Origin of the sequence: Phytohabitans houttuyneae (genome assembly GCF_011764425.1) — a bacterium.
Taxonomy (GTDB): Bacteria; Actinomycetota; Actinomycetes; order Mycobacteriales; family Micromonosporaceae; genus Phytohabitans; species Phytohabitans houttuyneae.
Genome location: NZ_BLPF01000001.1, coordinates 1,399,106 through 1,424,291 on the forward strand (window position 1 = coordinate 1,399,106; position 25,186 = coordinate 1,424,291).

The following is a 25,186-nucleotide window of genomic DNA, read 5'->3' on the forward strand; positions in this document are numbered from 1 at the left end:
CCGGTCGACCATCGCTCGTACGGCCGATTCATCCGACCCCGCGCGACCGTAGGGTGACCCGGTGACCGTCCCGCGGGCGAGCCGCCGCCGCGCACAGCCCCCGGCCGACCGGGAGCCGATCCTGCGCGCGGCGACACACCTCTTCCGCACGCACGGCTACGCCGCCACGTCGATCGCGCGGGTGGCCCAGGAGGCGGGCGTGTTGCCGCCGGCCGTGTTCGCGGCGTTCACGTCGAAGGCCGGCCTGCTGAGGGCGGCGGTCGAGGCCGCTGCCGCCTTCGACGACCGCACGGCGCTGAGCTGGGTGCACGACGCGCCCTCCGCCGCCGAGGCGCTGCGCCGCTACGCCGGCACGATCGCGGCGGTCGCCCAGCGGGCGTACCCGATCCACGCGGTCGCGCAGGCCGCGGCCGACGCCGACCCGAAGGTCGCCGAGCTGGTCGCCGACCTGGACCGGCAGCGGCTCACCGGTGCCGGCTACATCGCCACGGCGGTGGCGGCCAAGCGTGGCGACGCCGACCTGTCCCGGGTCGGCTTCCTGCGCGACACGATCTGGGCGCTCAACTCGCCGCTGCTCTACGGCCTTCTCGTGCACCAGCGCGGCTGGACCGTCGCGGCGTACCGGGACTGGATCGCCACCGCGTTGACCGCGCTGGCCGTACCGTCACCCCGTCAGTGAGCGGTCCGGCTGGTACGCGTACGCCGCCTCGCGCACGGTCTCGTCACTCTCCAGCCCCGCACCGAGCGCACCGCCCAATGTGGCCAGCGCGCTGACCAGCCAGGCCAGCTCCACCTGGTCGGAGAAGCCGGTGGGGTGGTCCAGCGCGGCGGCGTGCAGCCCCGGCGGCACCAGCAGCAGCACGCTGACCAGCGACAGGACGAACAGCGCGCAGTAGAGCGCCAGCACGCCGATCACCAGCGTTGTCACGGTGACGGCGTTGAGGAGGACGACCTGCTCGCGGGTGGCGCGCACGACTTCGGGGTCGCGCTGCGGCGGCGCGCGTTCCCACAGGTCGGCGCCGAGCAGCAGGGTGAGTACCACCGCGAGGACCGAGCCCGCGCCGACCAGCGTCTGCCGCAGCCAGCCGAGGTTGTCGGCGAGCAGCCAGATGTCGTTCGTGACGAGCGCGAAGACGCCGGCCGCGACCGCGGCGACAAGCGCCCGGGACAGCTCGACCGCCAGCCGCCACGGGCGGTTCGCGCGCAGCATGCCGATCAGCAGCCGCAGGTTGCCGGTGATGACGCCGGTGACAAGGCCGGCGCCACGGTCGTCGCCGGCCACGGTGCCGAGCTCGCGCAGGCGGCGCAGCAGCGCGTCGCGGTGCTTGCCGCCGCCGTCATCCCCGGAGGGCTTGACGTCGACCGGCGCGTCGCCGCCGCCGACCAGGACCGCCACCAGCCGGACGATCGCCTCGTCCGCCCGCCGCTCGACACCGACCGCGCCGAGCGCGGGCAACGAGAGCACGGCGACACCGTGCGCGCTGCTGGCGTGCGCGACGACCGGCCGCCGGGCGGTCTGCAGCGGCAGGTCGGTGAGGAACACGGCGAGCTGCCATCCCCCGTCCAGCAGGCGCCGCCGGGTGCGCGCGACAAGCTCGTGCAGCGGCGCCGGCCCGCCGACCAACCGGTCGGCCACCACGCGGACAGACCACCTGGCGCCGGGCAGCCGCTCGCCCATCTGCCTGGCCAGCCCGCCGACCAGCGCCTCGGCCATCTCCGCCGCCGGCCCCGGCGACGCGATGAGGCCGACCACGACCGTCGCTGGCTCCTCCCCCACCGCGAAATCCTTGGCCCGCACGGGGTGGCGCGCCATCACCAATTCCAGGTGACTTTGAGCTACCGCGACGTCCGTCGTGGTCCGGACCGTTGCTCCCGCGGCCTCACCGTCCGTCGTGGTCCCGCGCGGGTTGATCAGGGACTTCGTGGGTGGACACGCCGGCAGACACGCCCGCCAACTCCCTGATCAACGGGGAGAGGCGAGGGCTAGAGGGAGATCCAGCAGTAGAGCTGGTCGCCGGCGGCGCGGGCCCGGCGGGCCAGCGCCACGAGGCGGGTCATGCCGTCGCGGAGGATGTCGATGCCCTCCGGGTCGTCGATCGCCAGCTCCTCGATGGCGGCCCAGCGCTCGGCCAGCTCGGGCAGGCGGGCGTCGTCGACGCCGGCGAGCGCGTCGCGGGCCGAGGTGTGTATGGCCTGGACCCACGGGCCGGCGCCGGGGTCGCCGGGTGGCCACACGAGGTCGCCGCCGGAGATGTCGGTGTCCCACTCGACGTCGAGGATGAGGGCGACGAGCTTGCCCAGCGTGACGTTCGGCTCGATGCCCTTGGCGTCGACGCCGTCGGCGGCCGACGCGTCGCCGTGGACGATGACCGGGCCGCCGTCGGTCGCCTCCATCAGCTTGGCCACCGCGGTGTCGTCCGCGGCCCGGAAGTAGTCACACAAGACGCCCATTGCCACTCCCCTGTGTCCGCTCGAGCGGCGCACAGCCTAGCCGAGGCCGCGGACACCGTGCTTGCCAAGCGACGGCGCTCGATCGATACTGCTATCGGTTCAGAGCCGGACATGGTCGCGGGCAGGGCAACCTTCGACCGTTTACGACCGATGCGTCATGTCCACGGAGTGTCTGAACTATGAGATATCGCAGAGTCCGCCGCACGGCGTCCGCCGCTGCCCTCCTCCTCGCCACCGGCGTGCTCGCCGGCATCGGCCAGCCCGCCGCCCAGGCGGCCGCGACCCCCACCACCGTCACCGTCAACGCGCGGGCCGGCCTCGCCACCATGCCCGCGACCGGCCTCGGCATCAACGACGCCATCTGGGACCAGGAGCTCGGCACCAACGCGGTGGCCGACCTGCTCAAGTCGGCCGGCGTGACGATGCGCCGCTATCCCGGCGGCTCGTACGCGGACATCTACCACTGGGAAGACCACACCGCGCCCGGCGGCTACGTCGCGCCGAACACCGGCTTCGACACGTTCATGGCCGGCGTGCGGCGCACCGGCGCCACACCAATGATCATCGCGAACTACGGCACCGGCACCGCGGCGGAGGCCGCCGGCTGGGTCCGCCAGGCGAACGTCGTCAAGAAGTACGGCGTCAAGTACTGGACGGTCGGCAACGAAAACTACGGCAACGGCCACTACGGCGCGGCCTGGGAGGCGGACAACCACCCGGACAAGAGCCCGCGGCAGTACGCCACCGAGGTGGTCGCCTACGCCGACGCGATGAAGGCCGTCGACCCGACCATCAAGGTGGGCGCGGTGCTCACGATCCCGGCCGGCTGGCCGGACGCCGTGGTCGCCGAAGGTGACGCGGGCAGTTGGAACCAGGTGGTCCTCTCCATCGCCGGCCCGAAGATCGACTTTGTGGACGTGCACTGGTACCCGGGTGGGGCGACCGCCGCCGAAGGGCTGGCGAAGACCGCACACCTCCCCGACGCGCTCTACATCCTGCGGCAGCAGATCGCGAAGTACGCCGGCCCCGGCTCCGAGCGCATCGGCATCAGCCTGACGGAGACCAACGTCGACATCGGGCGCAACACGCAGCCGGGCGCCATCTTCCTCGCCGACACGTACGCGTCCCTGCTGGCGAACGGCGTCTTCACCGTGCAGTGGTGGAACGTCCACAATGGCATCGGCGACATCTCCACAGTGGCCGGGCAGACCGACTACGACGACTTCGGCATCCTCTCCAGCGGCAACTGCACGTCAGACGGCACGACCTGCCAGCCGGCGCTGAACACGCCGTTCGCGCCGTACCACGGCCTGTCCATGATGAACAAGCTGGCCCGCCCTGGTGACCAGTTCATCCGCGCGGCGGCCGACGACCCTCTCGTCACCGCGCACGCGGTGCGGCGGTCCAATGGGGACGTCAACGTGCTGCTGCTCAACAGCGACCCCGACAACGCCCGCGACGTCACCATCGACTACGCCGGCTTCGCACCGGCGGGCGGCGCGGTGACCGTCCACACGTACGCGAACGGCGCCACCGGCATCGCCACCGCCTCGGCGGGCACCGCGACGAGCCAGACGCTGCCGCCGTACTCGCTGACCGTCGTGCAGGCGCGCAACTCCCGGCCCATCGCCGGACTGCCCGCCGCGCCCGGCCAGCCCGCGGCGAGCGCGGTCACGGACCGTACCGCGACGATCAGCTGGCCGGCGGGCCGAGCCGGCGCGCACCCGATCGCCAAGTACGAGGTGTACCGCCAGCACGGCGCGGTCAGCGAGCAGCTCGGCGAGACGCCGGGCACCTCGCTCACCGTCAACAACCTGCGGCCGGGCAGCCGGTACACGGTGAACGTGCTCGCCCGCGACACCGCCGGCAACGTGTCCTGGGCGTCACCGCCACTCTCGTTCACGACCGGCACGCCGGCGCAGAGCGCGTGCACGGTCAAGTGGACGTACACGGCCGACTGGTCGAGTGGCTACGTGGCCTCGCTGGACATCGCGAACACCGGCACCCGCGCGCTCACCAGCTGGACGCTCACGTACGAGTGGCCGACCACCTGGCAGCAGATGAACGGCGGCTGGAACGCCAACTGGACCGCGACCGGCCGTACCGTGAAGGTGACCAACTTGGACGGTGCCGGACTCGACGTGGGCGCCACTGTCAACGTCGGCTTCGTCGGCGGCTACAGCGGGCCCAACGTGACGCCCGCCGTCTTCACGCTCAACGGCAACGTCTGCACGACGCTATGAGGCGCATCATGATCTCCGCGCTGGCGGCGTCGCTGGCGCTCGTGGCCGCGTTCGCCGTCGTGCAGCGCCCGGCCTCGGCCGCGGCGGCGGTGCGCGTCATGCCGCTCGGCGACTCCATCACGGCGGGGCCGGGCTGCTGGCGCGCCTACCTGTGGGACCGTCTACAGAGGAGCGGCTACACCGACGTCGACTTCGTCGGCACCCAGTCCGGCGGCGGCTGCGCGGTCCCGCTCGACCCCGACCACGAAGGCCACGGCGGCTTCTCGGCCACCGGCATCGCCGACCAGAACCAGCTGCCGCCGTGGCTGTCCGCCACCAACCCGGACGTCGTGCTCATGCACCTCGGCACGAACGACATGTGGGGCGGCTACATCCCGACCGACAACAAGATCACGGCGCTCACCAAGCTGGTCGGCCAGATGCGCGCAAACAACCCCAACATGAAGATCATCGTGGCGCAGATCATCCCGATGGGCGCCAACGCCTGCGCCACGTGCCCGGCCGACGTGATCGCGTACAACAACCGGATACCGGCCTGGGCGGCCGGCCTCACCACCGCCCAGTCGCCCATCACGGTCGTCGACCAGTGGACCGGCTTCAACACGGCCACGGACACCGGCGACGGCGTACACCCGAACGACGCCGGCTTCCAGAAGATGGCCGAGCGCTGGTACCCGGCCCTGGTGCGGGCGCTCGGCGGCACCACACCGACCACGCCGCCGGTCACCACACCGCCGGTCACCACGCCGCCGGTCACCACGCCGCCCGTCACCACACCGCCGCCCACGGGTGGCGCGTGCACGGCGACGTACCGGGTGGTGAGCCAGTGGACGGGTGGCTTCCAGGGCGAGGTCGCCGTCCGCAATACCGGCACCACCGCCAGGTCGGCCTGGACCGCCACGTTCAGCTTCGGCGGCGGCCAGCAGGTCACCCAGGCCTGGAACGCGACGGTCACCCAGACCGGCGCCGCGGTCACCGCGCGAAACCTCAACTGGAACGGCAGCCTGCCGGCCGGCGGGGGCACGACCTTCGGGTTCCTCGCCAACTGGACCGGCGGCAACCCCGCCCCGGCGGTCACCTGCACGGTCTCCTGACCGCGCGCCCGGCCGGCCACGCCCGCACTGTGGCCGGCCGGGCACGCACCCCCGACCCGGTTGATCAGGGACTTCGCGGGTGGACACGCCGGCTGAGACGCCCACCAACTCCCTGATCAACCGCGTGGGGGGTGGTGCGGATGGCGACGCCGCGGGGCGGGAGGACGTCGCCGCCGAGTAGGGGGTGCCAGGCACTCCGGACAGTTCGATGGGCTCGTCGGTGCGGTTGACCAGGAAGTGGTGCGTGCCGCGGATGGCCAGCTCGACGCGGCCGCGCAACGGATCGGGCAGTTCGCTGTGGACGCCGGCGGCGTCCGCTAGCTGGGCTAGCACGGGTGCCAGGCCGGCCGGGCCGAGCCGGGTGGAGACGTAGCTGGCCGATCCGGTGCCGGCGGGGCGGCGGGTGACGGCGGGACGGCCGGCGTACTCGCCGGTCTTGTACCTGGCGAGCACCTCCACCGCCGGGTCGGTGATGTCCACGCGGTCGGTCCAGAGCGTGCCGGTCACGCCGGTGTCCAGCGCCACGCTGTCGCCGTCGAGCAGCGGGCCGAACTCCTCGACGCGGATGCCGAGCAGCTCGCGCAGCGCGCCCGGATAGCCGCCCAGCCACACGTGGTCGTTTTCGTCGACGATCCCGGAGAAGTACGTGGTGACGAGGTGGCCGCCGCGCGCCACGTACTCCCCCAGCCGAGCGGCGAGCCGCGCCGGCACCACGTGCAGGATCGGCGCGACCACGAGCCCGTACCCGTCGAACGGCGCGGCGACGGGCAGCACGTCGGCGCGGATCCCGACGGCGAGGAACGCCGAGTACCAGTCGAGCGCCTCCTGCCGGTACCGCAGCCGCGACGTCGGGTGCGAGTCGAGCTCGCTGGCCCACCACGACTCCCAGTCGAAGAGGATCGCGGCGGGGGCCGGCAGCCGCGGCACCCCGGCGACCGGGGCGAGCCCGGCCAGCGTCCGCCCCAACTCGGACGCTGACCGGAAGACCTCGCTCCGCTCACCCGCGTGCGGCACCATCGCCGAGTGGTACTTCTCCGCGCCTGCCGCGGACTGCCGCCACTGGAAGAAGCAGACCGCGTCCGCGCCGTGCGCCACGTGGGTCAGCGAGTCGCGGGCCAGCTCCCCGTCGCGCTTGGCGAGGTTGACCGGCTGCCAGTTGACCGCGCTGGTGGAGTGCTCCATCAGGTACCACGGCCGCCCGCCGCCCAGGTTGCCGGTGAGGTTGGCCGAGAACGACAGCTCGTCAAGCCCTTGCGGGCCCGGCAGTACATAGTGGTCGTTGGCTACGAAGTCCACTTCGGACGCCCAGTCGGCGAAGTTCATGCCGGCCGTCTCGCCCATCACCATGAAGTTCGTGGTGACCGGCACGTCCGGCGTGGCCGCGCGCAGGATCTCGGCCTCCGCGCGCAGGTAGTCGCGGAGCGCGTCGGAGGAGAACCGCTTGAAGTCCAGCTGCTGGGTGGGGTTGGGATACGAGGCGGCCTGCCGGGGCGGGAGCACCTGGTCGAACTCGCCGTACCGCTGGGCCCAGAAGGCCGTGCCCCACGCGGCGTTGAGCCCTTCGACGGTGCCGTACCGGGCGCGCAGCCAGTCGCGGAAGGCGCGTGCGGCGTCGTCCGAGAAGTCGTACACGTTGTGGCAGCCGAGCTCGTTGTTGACGTGCCATGCTGCCAGCGCCGGGTGTGCGGCGTACCGGCCGGCCATCGCGCGCACGAGGCGCAGCGCGTGCGATCGGAAGACCGGCGAGGTGGGCCGCCAGTGCTGCCGGCCGCCGGGCCAGAGCGTGGCGCCGGTGCGGTCGACCGGCAGGATCTCGGGGTGTTTGGTGCTCAGCCAGGGTGGCGGCGAGGCGGTCGCGGTCGCCAGGTCGACGGCGATCCCGTTGCGGTGCAACAGGTCCATGACGTCGTCGAGCCAGGCGAAGTCGTACTCCCCCTCGGCCGGCTCGATCCGCGCCCAGGAGAAGATGGCGAGCGAGACGATGTTGACCCCCGCGCTCCGCATCGCCCGCACGTCCTCGTCCCACACGTGCCGCGGCCACTGCTCGGGGTTGTAGTCGGCGCCGTACGCCAGCCGCGGCCCGCCCCCGTCCGGCCACCGCAGCCAGCGGTGCGTGCGGCCCGGCACCGCGAGGGCGCCGGGCCGCGATGGCTCACTTGACACTGAATCCCTGGTCCGTTCCGTACTTGGCGCAGGTCTGCTGCCAGCTGTTCAGTCCATCTTGGAGCGTCGTGCCGGAGACGTACGCCTTGCCGACCGTGTCGTTGAAGACGCTGTTGGCGTACACCTGGAAGGGCAGGTAGGACCAGCCGGAGACGACCTGCTCGGCCGACTTCGCGAAGATCTCGTTGGCCTTCTGGCCGCCGAAGTACGGAAACTCGGTGCCCAGGAACTTTTCCGACTTCAGCTCCGCCGTCGTGGCCGGGAACGCGCCGCCGTCGAGGCGGATCTGCACGCCCTCACCGGCGTTGGCGTACTTGATGAAGCCGTACGCCAGCTCCTTGTTGCCGCCCTTGACCGGCATGGCGAGCGAGCTGCCGCCGTTTTCCGCACTGGCGTTGCCGCCCGCCTGCCACTGCGGCATCGGCGCGACCCGCCACTTGCCGGAGGCGCCCGGCACGCCGGTGACGAAGTTGGCCGGCATCCACGCGCCGGTCGCCAGCGTCGCGATCGTACCGTTGCCCAGCCCCTGGTACCACTGGTCGCTCCACCCGCTGATCGGCGCGAGCAGCTTCTCGTTGATCAGCTGCTGCCAGGTGGAGACGAACTCCTTGGAACCGGCGTCGGTGAAGTCGATGGTGACGTTGGTGCCGTCCACCTTGTAGGGCTTGCCGCCCGCCTGCCAGATGAGGCTCGTGGTGAAGCCCGCGTCGCCGGTGTCGCTGGTGATGTACGCCTTCGGGTCCGCCTGGTGCAGCTTGCGCGCCGCGTCAAGGTACTCCGCCCACGTGGTGGGCACCTTGATGCTGTGCTTGTCGAAGACTTCCTTGTTGTAGAACAGGGCCATCGGCCCGGAGTCCATCGGGATCCCGTAGATGCCGCCGGCCGGGCTCACCGAGGCCCACGGCCCGGGGGTGAACGTGCCGTTGAGGCTCTCCGCGCCGTACGCCTTCAGGTCGTCCACGGACTTGGCGAGGGCGAACTGGGGCAGCGCGTAGTACTCGATCTGCGCCACGTCCGGCACGCCGCTGCCGGCCGCGATGGCGTTCTGCAGCGCGGTGTACTGGTCGTTGCCGGTGCCGGCGTTGACCAGCTCGACCTTCACGTTCGGGTACTTCTGCTGGAACTTGGTCACGACCTCCTTGAGGGTCGGCTCCCAGGCCCAGACCTTGAGGTTGCCGCCCTTGTCCAGCGCGGCCTGCACGTCCGCGTCGGTGACGGTGCTGCCGCCGCCGCTGGCGCCGCCATCCGAGTCGTCGTCGCCGGAGCCGCAGGCGGCAAGGGCGACAAGGGCCGCGGTGGCGAGGGCGGCGAGCCGCAAGGGTCTTCTTCTCATGGGGGATCCCTTCGTAGGGCGTTATTGCTTGACGCTTCCGGCGGCCAGGCCCGACTGCCAGTAGCGCTGCAGCAGCAGGAACGCGGCCAGGAGCGGGAGGATCGTGAGCAGCGAGCCGGTGATGATCAGGTTGAAGACGGGTTCGCCGCCGGCGGTCTCGGCCTGTTCGTTCCAGCTGTTGAGGCCGACCGTGAGGGGGTACCAGTCGGGGTCCTTCAACATGATCAGCGGCAGGAAGTAGTTGTTCCACGTCGCGACCATGCTGAACAGCAGCACGGTGACGATCCCGGGCGCGAGCAGCGGCAGGCAGATCCGGAAGAACGTGCCCAGCTCGCTCGCCCCGTCGACGCGCGCCGCCTCGAGCAGCTCGTCCGGGATCGCCTCCGCCGCGAACGTCCACATCAGATAGAGGCCGAACGGCGTGACGAGCGACGGGATGATGACCGACCACGGCGTGTTGGTCAGCCCCATCCGGCTGAACATCAGGAACGTGGGCACGGCAAGCGCGGTGCCGGGCACGGCCACCGCGCCGATGACGACGGCGAAGACGGCCCGCTTGCCGGGGAAGTCGAACTTCGCCAGCCCGTACCCGCCGAGGACCGCGAGAAAGGTGGCGCCGCCGGCGCCGACCAGCACGTACAGCAGGGTGTTGCCGAGCCAGCGCAGGAAAATGCCGCCGTCGTAGGTGAGCGTGTCGGCGATGTTGCCGAACAGCGCGAAGTCGCCGTGGAACCACAGGCCGAAGGAGTCGAAGAGGCCGGCCTGCGTCTTTGTCGAGTTGATGAGCAGCCAGACGAGCGGGATGAGGCTGTACACCAGCATGACGCCGGTCAGGACGGTGAGCGTGACGCTGCGGCGGCGCCTCATCTGTCTTCGCTCCGCATCCCGCGCAGCTGCACGACGTACGCGATGACCATGGTGACCACGGCCATCACGATCGCGACGGCGGCCGAGTAGTTGTACTGCTGGCCGGAGAAGGACAGCGAGTACGCGTAGAGGTTGGGCGTGAAGTAGGTGGTGATCGCGTTCGGCGCGAGGTCCTGCAGGATGCTCGGCTCGTTGAAGAGCTGGAAGCTGCCGATCACCGAGAAGATGGTCGCGATCACCAGCGCGCCGCGGATGGCCGGCAGCTTGATGGCCCGGATGATGCGGAGCTGGCCGGCGCCGTCGATCTCGGCCGCCTCGTAGAGCGAGGCCGGCACGACCCGCAGGGCCGCATAAAAGATCAACATGTTGTACCCGACGAACTCCCAGGTCACGATGTTGCCGATCGAGGCGAGCACGAGGTCCGGGGAGAGCGGGTCGGGCAGCGTGACGCCGAGCGCCTCGTTGATGTTGCCGATCAGGCCGAAGCGCGTGCCGTACATGAAGCCCCACATCAGCGTGGCCACGACGGCCGGCACCGCGTACGGCAGGAAGATCGTCACGCGGAAGAAGCCCTTGCCGTACAGCCTGCCGCTGTCGATGGCGAGCGCGACAAGCAGCGCGAGGAACAACATGATCGGCACCTGGACGGCCAGGAAGAGCGTCACCCGGCCCAGCGCCGACCAGAAGTCACCGTCCTGCAGCGCCTGCGTGTAGTTGTCGAGCCCGACGAAAGAGTTGCCGCCGATGAGGCGGTTGCGGAAGAGGCTCAGATAGATCGCGTAGCCGATCGGGGCGAGGAACACGAGCGCGAAGACCGCCAGGAAGGGTGCGACGAAACCCCATCCCGCCAGCGACCTCCGCCGCGACCCGACCATCCGAACTCCTACGTCCGACGTCTATGTTTACGCAAACATGATGCTGGAATGTTTGCGTAAACATTTCGCGTGATACTGTCACCGCCGTCAACTGACCGTCAACCCCGGAGGCCTCGTCGGTGACGGAGGAGCCCTCGCGGCCGCGGCAGCGGCCCAAGCGCGGCGTGTCGATGGCCGACGTCGCGCGGCTCGCCGGCGTCTCCTCCCAGACGGTCTCCCGCGTCTCCACCGGACACCCCGGCGTGGTCGGCTCCACGCGCGAGCAGGTGCTCGCCGCGATGAAGCAGCTCGGCTACCGGCCCAACAGCGCGGCCCGGGCGCTCAAGCGGGGCGAGTTCCGGACCATCGGAGTCATCCTCTTCACGCTCGCCACCACCGGCAACAGCCGCACGGTCGAGGCGATCGCCAACCACGCCGCCGAGGAGGGGTACGCGATCACGCTGATCCCGGTCGCGTCCCCACGCAGGACGGCCTGCTCGGCGCGTTCACGAGGCTCGGCGAGCTGGCCGTCGACGGGGTCATCGTGATCATGGAAGTCCACCTCCTCGACGCCGCCACCGTGAGCCTGCCGCCCGGCGCCCAGGTGGTCGTCGTCGACTCGGACGCCGGCGACCGGTACACGGTCGTGGACACCGACCAGGCCGACGGCGCCCGCCAGGCGGTGCGGCACCTGCTCGACCTCGGCCACCGCACGGTGTGGCACCTGACCGGTCCGGCCGGTTCGTTCGCCAGCCAGCGCCGCGCGGACGCGTGGCGGGCCATCCTGACCGAGGCCGGCCGCCCCGTCCCCGAGCTGCGGCACGGCGACTGGTCCGCCGAGTCGGGCTACCGCGCCGGGCTGGAGCTAGCGGCCGAGCCCGAGTGCACCGCGGTCTTCGCCGCCAACGACCAGATGGCGCTCGGCCTGCTGCGCGCCTTTCACGAGCGCGGCCGCCGGGTGCCGGACGGCATCAGCGTCGTCGGCTTCGACGACATCCCGGACGCGGCCTCGTTCATCCCGCCCCTGACCACCGTCCACCAGGACTTCACCGCGGTGGGGCGGCTCTGCGTGCGGGCCGTCCTCCGCCAGATCCGCCACGAGATCACCGAGCCCGGCACGACGCTGGTGCCCACCCGGCTGGTGGTCCGCGCGAGCACGGCGCCGCCACCGCCCGCTTGACGCCGCGCGATCCCGAGCTTCGGCGGGTCGACGACTAGTGGCGCCCGGCCGGTCACGCGGCTTGATGTCCGACATCGGCCGGCCGGGTATCGGCCAGAGATCCGCGGCCGTGGCGACTCCTCGGCCGGCGTGGTTTCGTCCCGGGCTGAGGTGCGGCGGTTGGTTGCCCTGCATGGGCGCATCGGTGCGCCCAGCTTGAGAGCGCCCGGCAGCATGCCCGTCACCTAGTGAGTCCCCAGCCAGGGACTCCTTGGTCGCTCGGCCAGGGTGTCGCTTGCCGCCGATGATCCGGGTGTTGTCGCCGAACCGGCGGACCGCCGATAAGAGTGGGGTGCCTGCCGGCAGCCCGATGCTCAGACCGGCCGCCGAGGCGACAACGAGCCGGCCGCGGGCGAGCCGGACCCGCCAACAGCAGCCCACCGGCCAGCGCCACCCCGAACGTGACAAGCGGCCCCCCACCCACCGAGGCGACGGTGACCGACAGAGGGCCGCTATCTCTGTACGGTGTACGATATTCGGCATGAAGATCACCTCATCGGCTGTCTCGCTCAACGTCGACGACGTCGGCGCCTCCAGCGCGTTCCTCGTCGAGCACTTCGGTTTCCAGGAGGTGATGGCCGCCGACGGCTTCGCCTCACTCGCGCGTGACGACGCGGGGATGAACGTCGTCTTCCTCCGCCGCGGCCTCCCCTCCCTGCCCGCCGACCAGCGCGACGACCACGCGCGCGGGCTGATCCTCGCGTTCGTGGTCGACGATCTGGAGGGTGAGCTGGCCAGACTCCAGTCCGAAGGCGTCGCGATCACGATGCCGCTGACCGTCGAGGAGTGGGGCGAGCGGGCCTTTCAGGTGCGCGACCCCAACGGGGTGATCGTGCAGCTCGTTGACTGGAATGGGCCGGTCTGATCTGTCACATCGGCGGCGGGTAAGCGCGATCGCCGCCGAGCCGTTGTACCCGGTATGAAGATCGGCATCATCGGCTCCGGCAACATCGGCGGCACGCTCACCCGCCGCCTGCAAGCCATCGGCCACGACGTGACGGTCAGCAACTCGCGCGGCCCGGACACGCTCGCGCCCCTCGCCGCGGAGACCGGCGCGACCGCCGGCACCGCGCGGGAGGCGGCCGAGTCCGCCGACCTGGTGGTCGTCGCGACGCCGCTGCGTGCGGTGCCCGACCTGCCCGCGGACGCGATGCGGGGCAAGGTGGTCGTGGACGCCGACAACTACTACCCGCAGCGCGACGGGCAGATCGGCGCGATCGACGACGGCTCGGAGACGTCCAGCCGCTGGACGGCCGACCAGCTGCCAGGCGCGACCGTGGTGAAGGCGTTCAACACGATCCAAGCCGGCCACCTGCTCGCCGAGGGCCGGCCCGCCGGCGACCCCGCGCGCATCGCGCTGCCCGTCGCCTCCGACGACGCGGACGCCAAGCGGATCGTGATGGCGCTGATCGAGGAGCTCGGCTTCGACCCGGTCGACGGTGGCGGCCTCGACGACAGCTGGCGGCAGCAGCCAGGCACCCCCGTGTACGTGGCCGACCGCGACGCGGCCGGCGTACGCGACGGGCTGGACGCGGCACGCCGGTAGCGCCGGCTCAGGACCGCACGAACTCCTCGCCCAGCAGCGCGCGCAGCCGGGTCAGCGCGCGGGCGCTCTGCGTCTTCACCACCGAGGCGGAGACGTCGAGGATCTCGGCGACCGTCTCCACGCTGTGGTCCTCCCAGTAGCGGAGTACCACGATCGCCTGGTCGCGTACGGGCAGGGTGGCGAGCGCCCGCATCAGCGTGACGTGCAGCTCGGCCGCCTCCTCGGCGGGACGCTGCACCGTGTCGGGCAGCTCGGCGAGCACGACCTCACCACTGCTGCGGCGCTTGCGCTGGTCGAAGATCGCGTTCATGAGCACGCGGCGGCTGTACGCGTTGAGGTTTTCCGCGCGCCAGATACGGTTCCACGACGCGTACATGCGGGCGAGCGCCGTCTGCGTCAGGTCCTGGGCGAGGTGCCAGTCGCCGCACATGAGGTAGGCGGTGCGGCGCAGGCGGTGCGCTGTCGCCGCCACGAACGCGGTGAACTCCTCGTCCCGCTGCGCCCTCTGCCTGCGCCGCGCCTGGCTCCAGCGCGCGATCGGGCCGGGTGACGGCGTCACTCGCCCTCCCCGGGCGCTGGCCGTCGGGACACCCGCCGCCCGCGACGGACTCGACGCCGGCCCGCTTCTGCGTGTCCTCTTGCAGCGCGAGCCGCGGCGCGCCCGGTACGACGTCGACGTGAAACGCCTCGGGCAGCTGCCCCGGCTTCACGGCGGCGACAAGGTCGGGCGCGTCCCGGTACAGCTGCCGGAACTTCTCGTACGCCGCTTCCTTGCTCTCGTACCGCACCTGTTGAACGCGCGGATCGTGCCGCAGCCACTGGTCGAGCGCGGCGCGCTGCTCGTCGGTGATGTCGTTCTCGAGGAAGACCGCGAACGAGGTCTCCAGCAGGGGGCACTCGGGCCGGGTGGCGACCGACATCGCGGTCTGGTTGGCCGGCTCGGTGGCCGTGACGTTCAGGGCGAAGGTGGCGGCGAGCGCGGCGACCACGCCGGCCGCACCGCCGACCGCGAGGTGACGCCGCCGGCGGCTCCGGCGACCGCCGGCCATGGCCTGCCGCGCCAGGTCACCCGGCGGCGGCAAGGGCTCGTCACCGATCGCCCTCTCGAAGAGCACTTTCAGGCTCTGGTCCACGGCTCGCTCCTGTCATCTGAGTGGCTTCCCCCTCTATGACTGGGTGAGCCGGTGGTTCGGTCGCAGCCGCCCGCCCGAGCGCCCGCGGCACCGTGACGGCGACAGCGGCCGCCGCCGCGAACATGGCGGCCGCTCCCACCAGACCGGCACGGTACCCCGCCACCAGCGCCGACCCGCCGAATCCGCTGGCCACCGCCGCGAGCACCGAGAGGCCGACCGCGGCGCCGATCTCCTGCGCCGAGTTGACCAGCCCGGAGGCCGCACCCTGCTCGCCCCGCGCCACGCCGGTGGAGGCCGCGATGTAGGTGGGCGCGTAGGCAAGGCCGCTCCCCAGCGCCAGCAGGATCATGCCGGGCAGCACGTCGGTCCAGTAGTCGCCGCCCGCCGGAAGACGCGCGAGCAGCAGCGCGCCGGCCGCCAGCAGCGCGAGCCCGGTCGTGAGCAGGCGGCGTACGCCGAAGCGGGTGGTGAGCTTCGCCGCGCGCGGGGACAGCAGCAGGATCAGCAGCGTGACCGGCGCGAACGCGGCGCCCACCGCCAGCGGCGGATAGCCGAGCACCACCTGCAGGTAGAGCGTGAGGAAGAACAGCGTGGCGCCGAGCGCGCCCGCGTTGAGCAGGAGCGTGGCGTTCGCCGCCCGTACTCCCGGCAGGCGGAGCAACGCGAAGCGCAACACGGGCGCGGGCTGGCGGCGTTCCACGATGGCGAAGGCGGCGAGCAGCGCGGCCGCCGCGGTGGCCGCGGCGAGCGACCGCCCGCGCGCGCCGCCCTCCGCCAGCCAGCTCAGGGCGAGGATCGCGGCGGCCAACCCGGCGGCCAGGAGGAGGGCGCCGCCAAGGTCCATGCGGGGTCGTTCTCTTTCCCGGCGATGAGGTACGAGCCATGCCAGCGCGACCACCACGGACAGTCCAATGGGGACGTTGATGAAGAAGATCCATCGCCAGCCGAGAAACTGCGTGACGGCCCCACCGACGAGCTGGCCGGCGATCGCGCCCGCCGAGCCGACCCCGGCCCACAGCCCGAGCGCCCAGTTGCGCTCCGTCCCTTCGGCGAGGCTGGCGGTGATGGCGGCGAGCGCGTTCGCCGAGACCATGGCCGCGCCCACGCCCTGCAGCCCGCGCGCGGCGAAGAGCTGCCAGTCGCTCTGCGCGGCGCCGGCCACGATCGACGCGACGACGAAGACGCTCAGGCCGGCAAGCAGGAGCCGCCGGCGGCCGAGGATGTCGCCGGCGCGGCCGCAGACGATGAGGAGGCTGCCGAACGTCACCGTGTACGCGGCGGCGGTCAGCTGCACGCGGCTGTCGAGCAGCCCGAGGTCGCTCCGGATCGACGGGATGGCCACATTGATGATCACCACGTCGAGGATCAGCACGAACTGCGCCGCGCAGAGCGCGATCACGGTCCAACGGGCGCGCGTTCCCATGCAGGGTCCTCCAGTTTCCTACGCCGTAGGATTTAAACCCTACGCTGTAGGATGAGCGCGTGGCAACCGCACCCACCCGCCGCCCCGGCCGGCCCCGCCCGGGCGAGCCCGCCCTCACCCGGGACGCGATCCTGGCGGCCGCCCTGGCCCTCGTCGACGAGCAGGGCATCGAGGCGCTGAGCATGCGCAAGCTGGCCGCCCGCCTCCAGGTCGACCCGATGTCGATCTACCACCACGTGCCCAACAAGGCGGCGCTGGTCTCCGGCCTGGTGCACGCCGTCTTCGCCGAGATGGCGCCCTTCCCGGCCGCTGCCGGCCCGTGGCAGGAGCGGGTGCGCGCGTGGGCCCGCGCCTACCGCGACCTCGCCCTCGCCCACCCCAACCTGGTGCTCCAGATCGTCACCGACGCCGCGGCCGCCTCGGCGGCGGCGATCCAGGTCAGCGAGCCGCTCTACGCCGCGCTGGCCTCCGCCGGCCTGGAGCCCCGCGCCGTCGTGCACGCGGCCGGCACGCTTGTCGACTTCGTCAACGGCTACGCGCTGGGCGCCTCGGCCGCCACGCCCGCCGCCACGGGCGACCACCTCGCCGCGATGGACCCGGCCGTGGTGCCCACGATGCACAAGGTCCACGAGGCGGTCGCGGGCAAGCCGTCCGGCGGCGGCTTCGAGGCCGGCCTGGACATCATCGTGCGCGGCGTCGCCCGATGACGCCGGACGAGCTCGTGGCGGCCGCGCTGTCCGTCGCCGAGGAGGGCCTTGCCGCCGGCGAGCAGCCGATCGGCGCCGTGGTGGCACTGGGCGACGAGATCGTGGGCCGCGCGTACACCCAGGAGAAGGCCCTCGGCCGCCGCCTCGTCCACGCCGACCTGCTCGCGATGCTGGAGGCCGACGCCGCGCTGGGGTGGCGCTCCCGCCCCCATCCCCTGCGCCTCGCGGTCAACCTCGAGCCGTGCCTGATGTGCATGGGCACCGCGATGGCGTTGGGCGTGCGCGAGGTCTACTTCGGACTGGCGTCACCGTCCGACGGCGGCGCGGCCGCCATCGCGGCCTGGCACTCGGACCCGGCGACACCGTGGTTCGCGGCGCCGCTGGTGACCGGAGGCATCCGCCGCGACGAGAGCCGCGAGCTGTTTCGCCGCTGGTGCGCCACAGTCCCCGACTCCCCCGCCCGCCGCTGGGCCCAAACCCTGGCCGATCCCACCTGAGCCCGTGGCAGGTGCTTGAGCATTGTCCCGAAACCTGCGCGACACGCCGGCCGTAGCGCGGTTTTCGGGACAACGATCACCCCGCCTCGGGCTTGTCCCGCGGACGGTCAGTGCAGTGGGTTCCAGCCGTCGGTGCCGGCCAGGTAGCGCCGCGCGGTGTAGTCGGGGGCGGACTCGGGCGCGAGCTGGGGGCGGTCGGGCGTGAGCGTCGCGCCGGGGCCCTTGTTGCGGTATTCGGCGAAGCGGGCCTCGCGCCACGAGAAGCCGGACATGTCCGTCCAGGGGGCGTCCTTGATGTGCGGGCCCATCGCCGTGTCGCGGTAGAGGACCTGCGCGATCGCGTCGAGGGCGCCGCTCGGGTGCCACGGGCGTCCAAGGTGGACACTCTGGTCGGCCGTGCCCGGCGCGGCGGTCAGGCGGCAGCGGGTGAAGAGGTAGCCGTACGGGTTGGTGATCGTCGTGGAGGCGGCGGTGACGTAGCCGTTGTTCGTCGCCGAGCCGCGGTTGAGCGAGCGGATCTCGCACCGGTCGAAGACCGCCGTACCCCGCCCGAAGATGAAGTCGACGTCGCCCTCGATGTAGCAGTCGCGGTAGTAGGCGCGGCTGACCGTCGCCGCGTTCGGGCTGCTGGGCTGCAGGGTGTCCTGGTTGCCGAGGAACCTGACGTTGTCGAAGACCAGCCGGTCGCCGCGGGTGGTGACCGCGACCGCCTGCTCGGCGCTGTACTCGTGTGCCGCCTCGTCGAAGGAGTTGGCGAACGTGAGGTGCTTGGCCACGAAGTCGTTGCCGTCGACGAAGACGGACGAGCTGCCGGTCGTGCCGTAGTTGCCGGTGCCGTCGGGCTTGGGGGTGCCGCTCGCGTTGTCGTATGTGATGACGACGTCGGTCGCCCGCCCCGTGGTGCCCACCAGCGAGACGAAGGGCTTGGTGGCCGGCACCGTGACAAGCTCCCGGTAGGTGCCGGGGCGGACGCGGATGGTCACCCGCGACGTGTTGCCCACCGGCACCGCGTCGATCGCGGCCTGGACCGTCGCGTAGTCGCCGCTGCCGTCCTGCGCCACGACAAGCGTCGGCGGGCACGCGGCCGACGCCGGCGGGACCACGCCCACCGCCGCCACCACCGCACCGGCAGCCGCCGCGAGGCCGAGGCGCGCCCGATGGAGGACGGTGAACATAGAGGGTTGCCCAGGCATGAGCGTCACCGTCCTCCACAGAGCGAAACTGGCTCAACCTCCCCGGAGTCAGTCGGGCCAGCCATGCGCGGAAAGCACAGGAAAGCGCTTTCCGATGACGGACGCTACGCGACGCCGACGTACATGTCAATCAATGCGAGCCCGTCACAGCTCCCCGTTGAACGCCTTCCGCATCTTGGTGAAGAAGCCGTCCTCGACCTGGGTGGTCGGCGCCTCGCCGCGGAGCGCGGAAAAGTCGCGGAGCACCGCCTCCTGCGCGGGCGTGAGGTGGGACGGCACCGTGACACGGACCCGGACGTTCGCGTCGGCGGGGGTCCCGGCGCCGAGCCGCACGCGCTTGAGCCTGAGCGTCAGGCCGGGCTGGGCGCCCGCCGGCACGTCGACCTGCCGCGGTCCGTCCTTTGTGGGCAGAGTCAGCTTGGCGCCGAGCGCGGCGAGGGCCATCGGCACGGTGGCCACAAGCTCCAGGTCGGACCCCGGCGCGGCTTCGGACACCACCTCGACGCTGCCCAGGTCGGGTCGAAGCCGCTGGAACCGCTCCATCAGCTCCCGTTCGACCTTGTTCAGCTTGGCAGGCGTGCGCGCGTCGAGGTGGACGTAGAGGTCACCGCGACCCGTGCCGCGCAGGTGGTGCGCACCGAAACCACGCAGCCGGAGCTGGGCGCCGGGCTGCGTGCCGGGCTTGACGTCGATCTTCTTCTCACCGTCGAGCGTCTCGATCGTCAGGCGGGTGCCGAGCGCGGCGGCCGTCGTCGGCAACATGACGCGGCAGTGCAGATCGTCGCCCTTGCGGGAGAACACGTCGTGCGGCCGCTCGTGGATCTCCACGTAGAGGTCGCCGGCCGTGCCGCCGCCGGGGCCGACCTCACCCTGCTGGGCCAGGCGCACACGCGTGCCGTCCTCGACTCCGGGGGGCACCTTGACGGTCAGCGTGCGGCGGGTGCGGACCCGGCCGTCGCCGCCACAGGTGGCACAGCGGTGCGGGATGACGGTGCCGTACCCCTCGCAGGCGGTACAGCGGCGCGGCGTGACGATCTGGCCCAGGAAGCTGCGCTGCACCGACTGCACCTCGCCGCGCCCGTCGCACCGGTCGCAGCTGACGAGCTGGGTCCCCGGTGCGGCGCCGGCGCCGGCACAGGTGGTGCACAGGACTGCGGTGTCCACCGTGATCGGCACCTCGACCCCGAACACTGTCTCGTGCAGGTCGAGCTCCAGCCGCAGGATCGCGTCGGCTCCCGGCCGGGTGCGCTCGCGCGGCCCCTGGCTCTTGCTTCCGAAGAAGGCGTTCATGATCTCGTCGTGCGAAGCCTGCGAGCCGTCCGCGGGTGGAGCGTCGGGCACGGCGTGGCGCCCCACAAACCGTTCTTCCGGCTCCGGCTCGGCGGCGGCAGGCTCCGCCTGCTCCGGCGCGTCCGAGGGCGCGGAAGGCGGCTCGGGTTCGGCGGTCTTGTGTCCCAGCAGCAGGGCCTGGCCACCGGTGAGCACGAGGATGTCGCCGGCCGGCGTGGTCGCGACCCGCTCGACCGGCGCTGGCATCGGGATGGCCGCGACCAGCTGGCGGCTTGCCGCGTCCCACACCACAAGCTCGGGCTCCGCCGCCCCATCCAGAGTGGACGATGAGCCGTCCACGGCGAAGGTCGAACCGCCCAGCGTGAACGTCGAGCCGCCATCGGTGGCAGCCCCGGCCAACGAAACCAGGCGACCGTCCATGATGGCCATCTCCCCGGACGAACCACCGGGCAGATGCGCATCTTCGCCGGTCACCAGGTCGGTGAGGATCACCTGGTCGGCGTTGCCCGCGGCCACGAACACGCGGCCGGCGAAGGTGAGCAGCTCCAGCGAGGTGCAGGGCGCGGGACGCCCGGCCCAGGCAATGTGAAGGCAACGGCCGGTGGTGCCGTCCCAGAGGCGGAATCTTCCCTCGACGTCGCTGGACAGCAGCGCCAGCACGCCGCCTACCGTGCCGAAGGCGAGGCCGTCGATCGGCGCCTCGTGGCCGGCGAGCGGCGGCAGCAGCGCGGTGCCCCGGTAGCGGTCGTGCAGCACGATGCTCCCGGCCGCGTCGCCGGTCGCGACGACCTCGGGGCCGGCGGCGCAGGCGATCGCGCTGATCTCGCGGTCGGCACCCGCGGTGGACCACAGCGGCTGCCAGGGCAGGGCCGGCTGCCCGGGCGGGTTGGCCAGGCGGTAGGCGGTCCGGTGGTCGTGCTGCCGCGCCGCGTACAGGGCCAGCAACTGCCGCCTGCTCTGGCTGGAGCGGCCGACAAGCGCGGTGTATTCCGCGGCGCTCAGCGGCGGCCGCGCGGAGGCGTCGAGGAGCGGGGCGACGTAGGCGGGGTCGGCGTACACGAGGAACTCGGGGTCGGCGACCAGCTCACCGACCAGGCCGGCGTCGGCGGCGTGCTGCACCGCGTGCCGCAGCAGGTACGGCTCGGCGACATCCCACCGCCGGCCCGACCCGTCGGCGCTCTCCAGCGGTGCCACGAGCGCGGCCAGCACCGCTCGCGGGTCGATGCGGTCGCGGCGGGTGCGTTCGACGGGGTGCTCGACAAGGTAGTCGGCGAGGCCCTGGTGGAAGAGGCGGTAGAGGGTGGTGCCGTCGACGTCAGTGGTCTGGCGCAGGTAGAAGCGGGCCGCCTTCAACGCCTCGGCGACCTCGTGCCGCGCCGGGCCTCCGCCGGCGGTCTTGAGGCCGGTGAAGACGACCGACAGGTGCCCCGCCACGCGGGCCGGCATGCCGTCGCCGCGGGTGTGCGCCAGGGCGGCGAGCAGCGGCCGCAGCCAGTGGCTGCCGGTGCGGGCGGCGAGGTCGATCTCCAGCAGCTCGGGCAGCGTGCGCGGAGCGCGCCAACCCAGCTCCTTGGCGTCGCCGACGTCGCTGATCGGGCCGTGCGCCGTGACCAGGTGGTGCGCGTACAGGCCGGCGACGAGGAACTCGCCCCACGCCTTGCGGCCGGCGACCGCGCCCGGCTCCTGTCCCCCGCCGCTCAGTGAGCCCCCGGTCAGCGCGGTGGCGACCGCCGCGGCGAAGGTCTGCCGGGCGCCCGCGTACGCCACCTCATCGTACGGCGGGTGGCAGCGCACAAGATCGCTGACGTAGTTTTCCAGGTCGTAGCGGACCTGCGTGAGCGGCACGTAGTCGAGGTCGATGAGGCCACCCGCGGCTTCGGCGGCGGCGCGCAGGTGGTCGAACTCTTTCCAGGGCCGCATCGCCACCAGCAGCCGGCAGGCGGGCCGTCCGTCCGGGCGGCTGGCGGCCGCGAGCGGCAGGAGCAGCTCGGACACGATGCGGGCGGGATCCGCGGCCTCGTCCAGCGCGTCGACCACGAGGGTGGGCTGCCGCGAGCGGGCCGCGACAAGGTCCACAAGGCCGGAGCCGTCGATGCCGAGCTGCCGGCGCAGCGAGCCGACGATGTCGTCGAACGACCGCTGCCGCGCGTGCACGGCGACGAGGTCCGGATTGCGCTGCGGCCAGCGGTCGACGTGGTGCCAGATGGCCTCGGTCGGCTCGCGCAGCACGGGGTGCGCCGCGCAGATGAGCACGCCGAGCAGCGCGGACTTGCCCACGCCGGGACTGCCGGTCACCACGCGCAGCGGCACCTCGTCGTGGCCGTCCAGCCAGGCGGAGAGGACCTGCAGCTCCCGCCGCCGGCCGCTGAAGCAGCCAACGCCGGGCCCGCCGGCGAGCGAGCCGTGGCCGGACGCCCGCTCCATGAAATGGCGCGGGTCGAGGGTCTCGTCGACGTCGTCCAGGAAGGGGCGACGCCGACGTCGACCTGGGGCCGGACCCGCGTGCGCGGGCTCTCCAGGAAGCCGGGGTTGGGAAAGAACGGCAGGCTCGGCGGATCCACCGAGATGTCGACGAGGCTGCCGGTGACCTCCTGCGGGAGCGCGCCGTCGGCCTCGGCCAGGCGCTTGACCTCGCGGCGGATCTCCCGGGCGACCGTGGCCAGCGGGATGTGGCGGCGGGCCGGGTCGATCGCGATCTCGCGGTCGGCGAACGCGCGCAGCACGTTTACCACCGCCTCGCTGAACCGCCCGTTGAACGCGCCCTCGCTCGGCCCGCACGCGGCGATCACCCAGGCCCGGCCGGTGCCGTCGGCGAGCGCCGGCTGCCAGGGCAGGCGGGCGGCGGTGCCGGCGTGGCAGAGGTCGAGCAGGAACAGCGTGCGCGGGTGGTGCTCGAAGTCGGCTACGTCCTGCAGCCACCGCCCGACGTCGGTGAGCGGGTGGTGGCAGCCGTCGGCGCCGACCGCGAAGAGCGCACCGCTGCGGGTGACGATGCCGTGGCTGATCACGTGCACGACCAGGACGCCGTCCCGGCCGGCGGCGCGTGCGGCGTTCCAGATGCCGCCGGAGAGGCTCGCGGCGGCAAGCTCGTCGACCTTGTCAAGCGCCGCGCTGTCGTACCCGAAGCGCCCCATGATCTCGGCGACGGCACGCGCCCGGTCCGGCGCGAACGGCAGCGCGTCGAAGGCGGCGGGCAGCCCCTCCTCCTCCGGCTCGGCTCCGGGGCCGAAGCGGCTGACCCCGATGCTGAGCGCACGCCGGTCGCCCACCCCATGCATGGCCAGCAGACTAGCGGGTGGCCGGCAGAGATCGTGCCCCAGTCGCGTTGACGACTGCGCGGACGCCGTCCGGGCGGGAGGCTCCCCGCCCGGACGGGTCGTTCTCACCCCAATAGAGTGACCAGCGCGAGCGCCGGCCTGAGCACCGCGTCACGTGCCGCCCGGTCGGCCCGGATGTCCCTGTAGGACACGGCGACGACCAGCAGGAGGTGCACGGCCGCCGCCGCCTCGTTGCCCGCGACGCCGTGCCGCTCGGCGCGCAGGAGGCCGCGCGTGAGGTCCGCGCCGGTGCGGGCGGGAATGCGGCCGGCGGCCACGTAGTCCCCACCAGCTCCCGGATGTCCGAGTACCAGGCGGGGTCGCGGGTCACGTCCCGCGGCACGTAGCCGGCCCGGATCGCCGCGCGGGTGGCCGAGACCGACTTGTCCACATAGGAGGCGAGGTCGGGGTGGAGCGTGGCGAGCTGGGCGTCGGTCAGCGGCAGCGAGCTGCCGTCGAGGAAGCAGAAGCCCGGCCCGGTGTTGGTGCCGCTGTTGATCCGCAGCGGCGCCTCGTGCTGGGCCAGCCGGATGCCGCCGAGCGCGAGGCCCAGCCCGTCCCGCGCGATCGCCGGCGGTGTCGTGCCGGTCATCTGGATCTTCGGAGCGGTCGGCGGCTGCTTGCCGTACGCCACCCACTCGACCGTGTGGTCGTACACCGCGTTCTGCACCATGTGCTGCGGCACCCGCGACAGCGACGGCAGCGTGCAGATCTGCGGCTCACCCGGGTAGCCGCCCGGGTACGTGCCGATGTCCCGCTTGCGCAGCGGGCCGTAGTCGGTGATGAGCTTCCAGTCGCCGTGCGACGCGCCGGCCACCTCCCAGGCCCGCAGCACGGGCGATTCGGCCTGCGCGCGGGCCGCCGGGGGAGGATACTCGTGGCGATGTCACCCTCCGAGTTGATGCGGAAGACCGGCGTGGCCAGGTCCGTGCGGAGCACGCCACCGCCGCCGTGCAGAACGACGGCATCGAGTACGTTCGCCAGCGGCTGGATCCCGTTGTAGTAGTTGGCCAGCCGCCCCGCCGACTGCGAGTGGCCGGTCGCGATCACGTAGCTCGGCTCCGGCAGCGTGCCGAGCGGGTCGGCGCCGGCCGGCCGCCGCACCGCCTTGACGGCCTGGCTGAAGACGTCGTACGAGAGCGTGTCGTCGAGAATCGCGCCGCCGGCGGTGAGGTCGAGAGCGCCGTACCGCGCCGGGCTCCACGCCCTCAGTCCGGTGGCCGAGTGCAGGCCGGCGCGCTGCGCCGAGACGCCGACCCAGGCGTACCCCTCCTGGATCAGGTGCTCGTGCGTCTGAAACCAGTCGACCTCCTGGTCCCACTGGTTGCTGACGTTGTACCACTCGGCGATCACGACGCCGTTGAACTTCTTCGCCGAGGTCGGGCGGCGCACCACGACCCGCGTGCTGTACGGGTGCCCGGTGCTGGTCACGGTCGCGGTGCCGGTACCGCTTGTCGCGTAGCGGGTGGCGGTGCCGGAGATCGTGTACTCGTGCTCGACGTACCCGGCCGCGGCAAGGTCCACGTCGGTCGCGAGGAAGGGGTAGCCGTGGGCGGGGTCGCCCACCGGTGAGGTGCTGACGACCGGGCCGCTGACCACCGGGTCGGCGACGCTCGCGCCGGTGGCGGTCGACGGGCGGGGACGGTCACCCCCGGCGCTCGCGGGAGCGGCGAGCCCGAGGGGACGGTCAGGGCGCCGGCCAGGCCGAGCGCGACGAGGCGGCGATACGAGGGCAGGATGGACACGACTCACCTCAGGTGACGGGTCATGTCCCAGCGCCGCCGACACCGGGCCGGTGTGCAAACACTGCGTGCACCACACACTCAGGCGTGCGCACGGTGCCACGCGTGCCACGC

The 25,186-nt window shown here is 72.3% G+C and carries 17 protein-coding genes and 6 pseudogenes; 9 read left to right on the forward strand and 14 right to left on the reverse strand.

Annotated features, from left to right (window positions below; translation table 11 throughout):
* Nucleotides 1-61: 61 nt before the first annotated feature.
* On the forward strand, nucleotides 62-679 hold the full coding sequence (locus Phou_RS06490; RefSeq protein ID WP_173054435.1) for a TetR/AcrR family transcriptional regulator: 618 nt from the start codon (nucleotides 62-64) through the stop codon (nucleotides 677-679).
* On the opposite strand, the gene Phou_RS06495 is transcribed toward Phou_RS06490, so the two are convergent.
* On the reverse strand, nucleotides 665-1,777 hold the full coding sequence (locus tag Phou_RS06495; protein WP_246273316.1) for a hypothetical protein: 1,113 nt from the start codon (nucleotides 1,775-1,777) through the stop codon (nucleotides 665-667). The genes Phou_RS06490 and Phou_RS06495 overlap by 15 nt on opposite strands.
* A 206-nt stretch (nucleotides 1,778-1,983) precedes the next feature.
* Complete coding sequence (locus Phou_RS06500; protein WP_173054439.1) at nucleotides 1,984-2,451, reverse strand: hypothetical protein; 468 nt, start codon at nucleotides 2,449-2,451, stop codon at nucleotides 1,984-1,986.
* Nucleotides 2,452-2,630: 179 nt separating this feature from the next.
* On the opposite strand from Phou_RS06500, the gene Phou_RS06505 reads away from it, so the two are divergent.
* Complete coding sequence (locus Phou_RS06505; protein WP_173054441.1) at nucleotides 2,631-4,694, forward strand: cellulose binding domain-containing protein; 2,064 nt, start codon at nucleotides 2,631-2,633, stop codon at nucleotides 4,692-4,694.
* Between the two features lie 98 nt (nucleotides 4,695-4,792).
* Nucleotides 4,793-5,788 (forward strand): cellulose binding domain-containing protein, encoded by a 996-nt coding sequence (locus Phou_RS06510; RefSeq protein ID WP_246273731.1) that lies wholly within the window; start codon nucleotides 4,793-4,795, stop codon nucleotides 5,786-5,788.
* Nucleotides 5,789-6,148: 360 nt separating this feature from the next.
* On the opposite strand, the pseudogene Phou_RS06515 reads toward Phou_RS06510, so the two are convergent.
* The 4 genes and pseudogenes from Phou_RS06515 to Phou_RS06530 form a co-directional block, all read right to left on the reverse strand.
* Nucleotides 6,149-7,792, reverse strand: a pseudogene (locus Phou_RS06515) (beta-galactosidase); the annotation flags it as partial.
* A gap of 148 nt (nucleotides 7,793-7,940) precedes the next feature.
* A complete protein-coding gene (locus Phou_RS06520; RefSeq protein ID WP_173054443.1) occupies nucleotides 7,941-9,284 on the reverse strand; it encodes an ABC transporter substrate-binding protein in 1,344 nt (447 codons plus the stop codon).
* 21 nt (nucleotides 9,285-9,305) lie between these two features.
* Nucleotides 9,306-10,151 carry a carbohydrate ABC transporter permease gene (locus Phou_RS06525; RefSeq protein WP_173054445.1) on the reverse strand — a complete coding sequence of 282 codons (846 nt, stop codon included), beginning with the start codon at nucleotides 10,149-10,151 and terminating at the stop codon, nucleotides 9,306-9,308.
* Nucleotides 10,148-11,026 carry a carbohydrate ABC transporter permease gene (locus Phou_RS06530; protein WP_173054447.1) on the reverse strand — a complete coding sequence of 293 codons (879 nt, stop codon included), beginning with the start codon at nucleotides 11,024-11,026 and terminating at the stop codon, nucleotides 10,148-10,150. The genes Phou_RS06525 and Phou_RS06530 overlap by 4 nt, the downstream gene beginning before the upstream one ends.
* A gap of 119 nt (nucleotides 11,027-11,145) precedes the next feature.
* Between Phou_RS06530 and Phou_RS52250 the strand changes: the two genes are divergently transcribed.
* From Phou_RS52250 to Phou_RS06545, 4 genes and pseudogenes are all read left to right on the forward strand, one after another.
* Nucleotides 11,146-11,553 (forward strand): LacI family DNA-binding transcriptional regulator, encoded by a 408-nt coding sequence (locus Phou_RS52250; RefSeq protein WP_246273318.1) that lies wholly within the window; start codon nucleotides 11,146-11,148, stop codon nucleotides 11,551-11,553.
* A 2-nt stretch (nucleotides 11,554-11,555) separates the two neighbouring features.
* Complete coding sequence (locus Phou_RS52255; RefSeq protein WP_246273321.1) at nucleotides 11,556-12,185, forward strand: substrate-binding domain-containing protein; 630 nt, start codon at nucleotides 11,556-11,558, stop codon at nucleotides 12,183-12,185.
* 520 nt (nucleotides 12,186-12,705) lie between these two features.
* Nucleotides 12,706-13,089 carry a VOC family protein gene (locus Phou_RS06540; protein ID WP_173054449.1) on the forward strand — a complete coding sequence of 128 codons (384 nt, stop codon included), beginning with the start codon at nucleotides 12,706-12,708 and terminating at the stop codon, nucleotides 13,087-13,089.
* Nucleotides 13,090-13,140: 51 nt separating this feature from the next.
* Nucleotides 13,141-13,770 (forward strand): annotated as a pseudogene (locus Phou_RS06545) (NADPH-dependent F420 reductase); the annotation flags it as partial.
* A 7-nt stretch (nucleotides 13,771-13,777) separates the two neighbouring features.
* On the opposite strand, the gene Phou_RS06550 reads toward Phou_RS06545, so the two are convergent.
* The 3 genes and pseudogenes from Phou_RS06550 to Phou_RS06560 form a co-directional block, all read right to left on the reverse strand.
* Entirely contained in the window at nucleotides 13,778-14,329 is a 552-nt protein-coding gene (locus tag Phou_RS06550) for a SigE family RNA polymerase sigma factor (protein ID WP_173054453.1), read from the reverse strand.
* Nucleotides 14,330-14,429: 100 nt separating this feature from the next.
* Nucleotides 14,430-14,819: pseudogene (locus Phou_RS55320) on the reverse strand (permease-like cell division protein FtsX); the annotation flags it as partial.
* Between the two features lie 130 nt (nucleotides 14,820-14,949).
* Nucleotides 14,950-16,326 (reverse strand): annotated as a pseudogene (locus Phou_RS06560) (MFS transporter); the annotation flags it as partial.
* 59 nt (nucleotides 16,327-16,385) lie between these two features.
* On the opposite strand from Phou_RS06560, the gene Phou_RS06565 reads away from it, so the two are divergent.
* Both Phou_RS06565 and Phou_RS06570 read left to right on the forward strand, forming a co-directional pair.
* Entirely contained in the window at nucleotides 16,386-17,033 is a 648-nt protein-coding gene (locus tag Phou_RS06565) for a TetR/AcrR family transcriptional regulator (RefSeq protein ID WP_246273329.1), read from the forward strand.
* A complete protein-coding gene (locus Phou_RS06570) occupies nucleotides 17,030-17,530 on the forward strand; it encodes a nucleoside deaminase (protein ID WP_173054457.1) in 501 nt (166 codons plus the stop codon). The genes Phou_RS06565 and Phou_RS06570 overlap by 4 nt, the downstream gene beginning before the upstream one ends.
* Before the next feature lie 107 nt (nucleotides 17,531-17,637).
* Here Phou_RS06570 and Phou_RS06575 read toward each other — a convergent pair whose 3' ends face one another.
* The 5 genes and pseudogenes from Phou_RS06575 to Phou_RS55325 all read right to left on the reverse strand — a co-directional run bounded on the left by Phou_RS06575 (nucleotide 17,638) and on the right by Phou_RS55325 (nucleotide 25,184).
* Entirely contained in the window at nucleotides 17,638-18,723 is a 1,086-nt protein-coding gene (locus Phou_RS06575; protein WP_246273330.1) for a pectinesterase family protein, read from the reverse strand.
* Nucleotides 18,724-18,867: 144 nt separating this feature from the next.
* Entirely contained in the window at nucleotides 18,868-19,266 is a 399-nt protein-coding gene (locus Phou_RS56145; RefSeq protein WP_503827003.1) for a DnaJ C-terminal domain-containing protein, read from the reverse strand.
* Nucleotides 19,243-20,061 (reverse strand): annotated as a pseudogene (locus Phou_RS06580) (DnaJ C-terminal domain-containing protein); the annotation flags it as partial. The pseudogene Phou_RS06580 and the gene Phou_RS56145, both read right to left, overlap by 24 nt.
* Nucleotides 20,062-22,304: 2,243 nt before the next feature.
* On the reverse strand, nucleotides 22,305-23,291 hold the full coding sequence (locus Phou_RS06585) for a caspase family protein (RefSeq protein ID WP_173054459.1): 987 nt from the start codon (nucleotides 23,289-23,291) through the stop codon (nucleotides 22,305-22,307).
* A 10-nt stretch (nucleotides 23,292-23,301) separates the two neighbouring features.
* A pseudogene (locus Phou_RS55325) lies at nucleotides 23,302-25,184 on the reverse strand (alpha/beta hydrolase domain-containing protein).
* Nucleotides 25,185-25,186 lie beyond the last annotated feature (2 nt).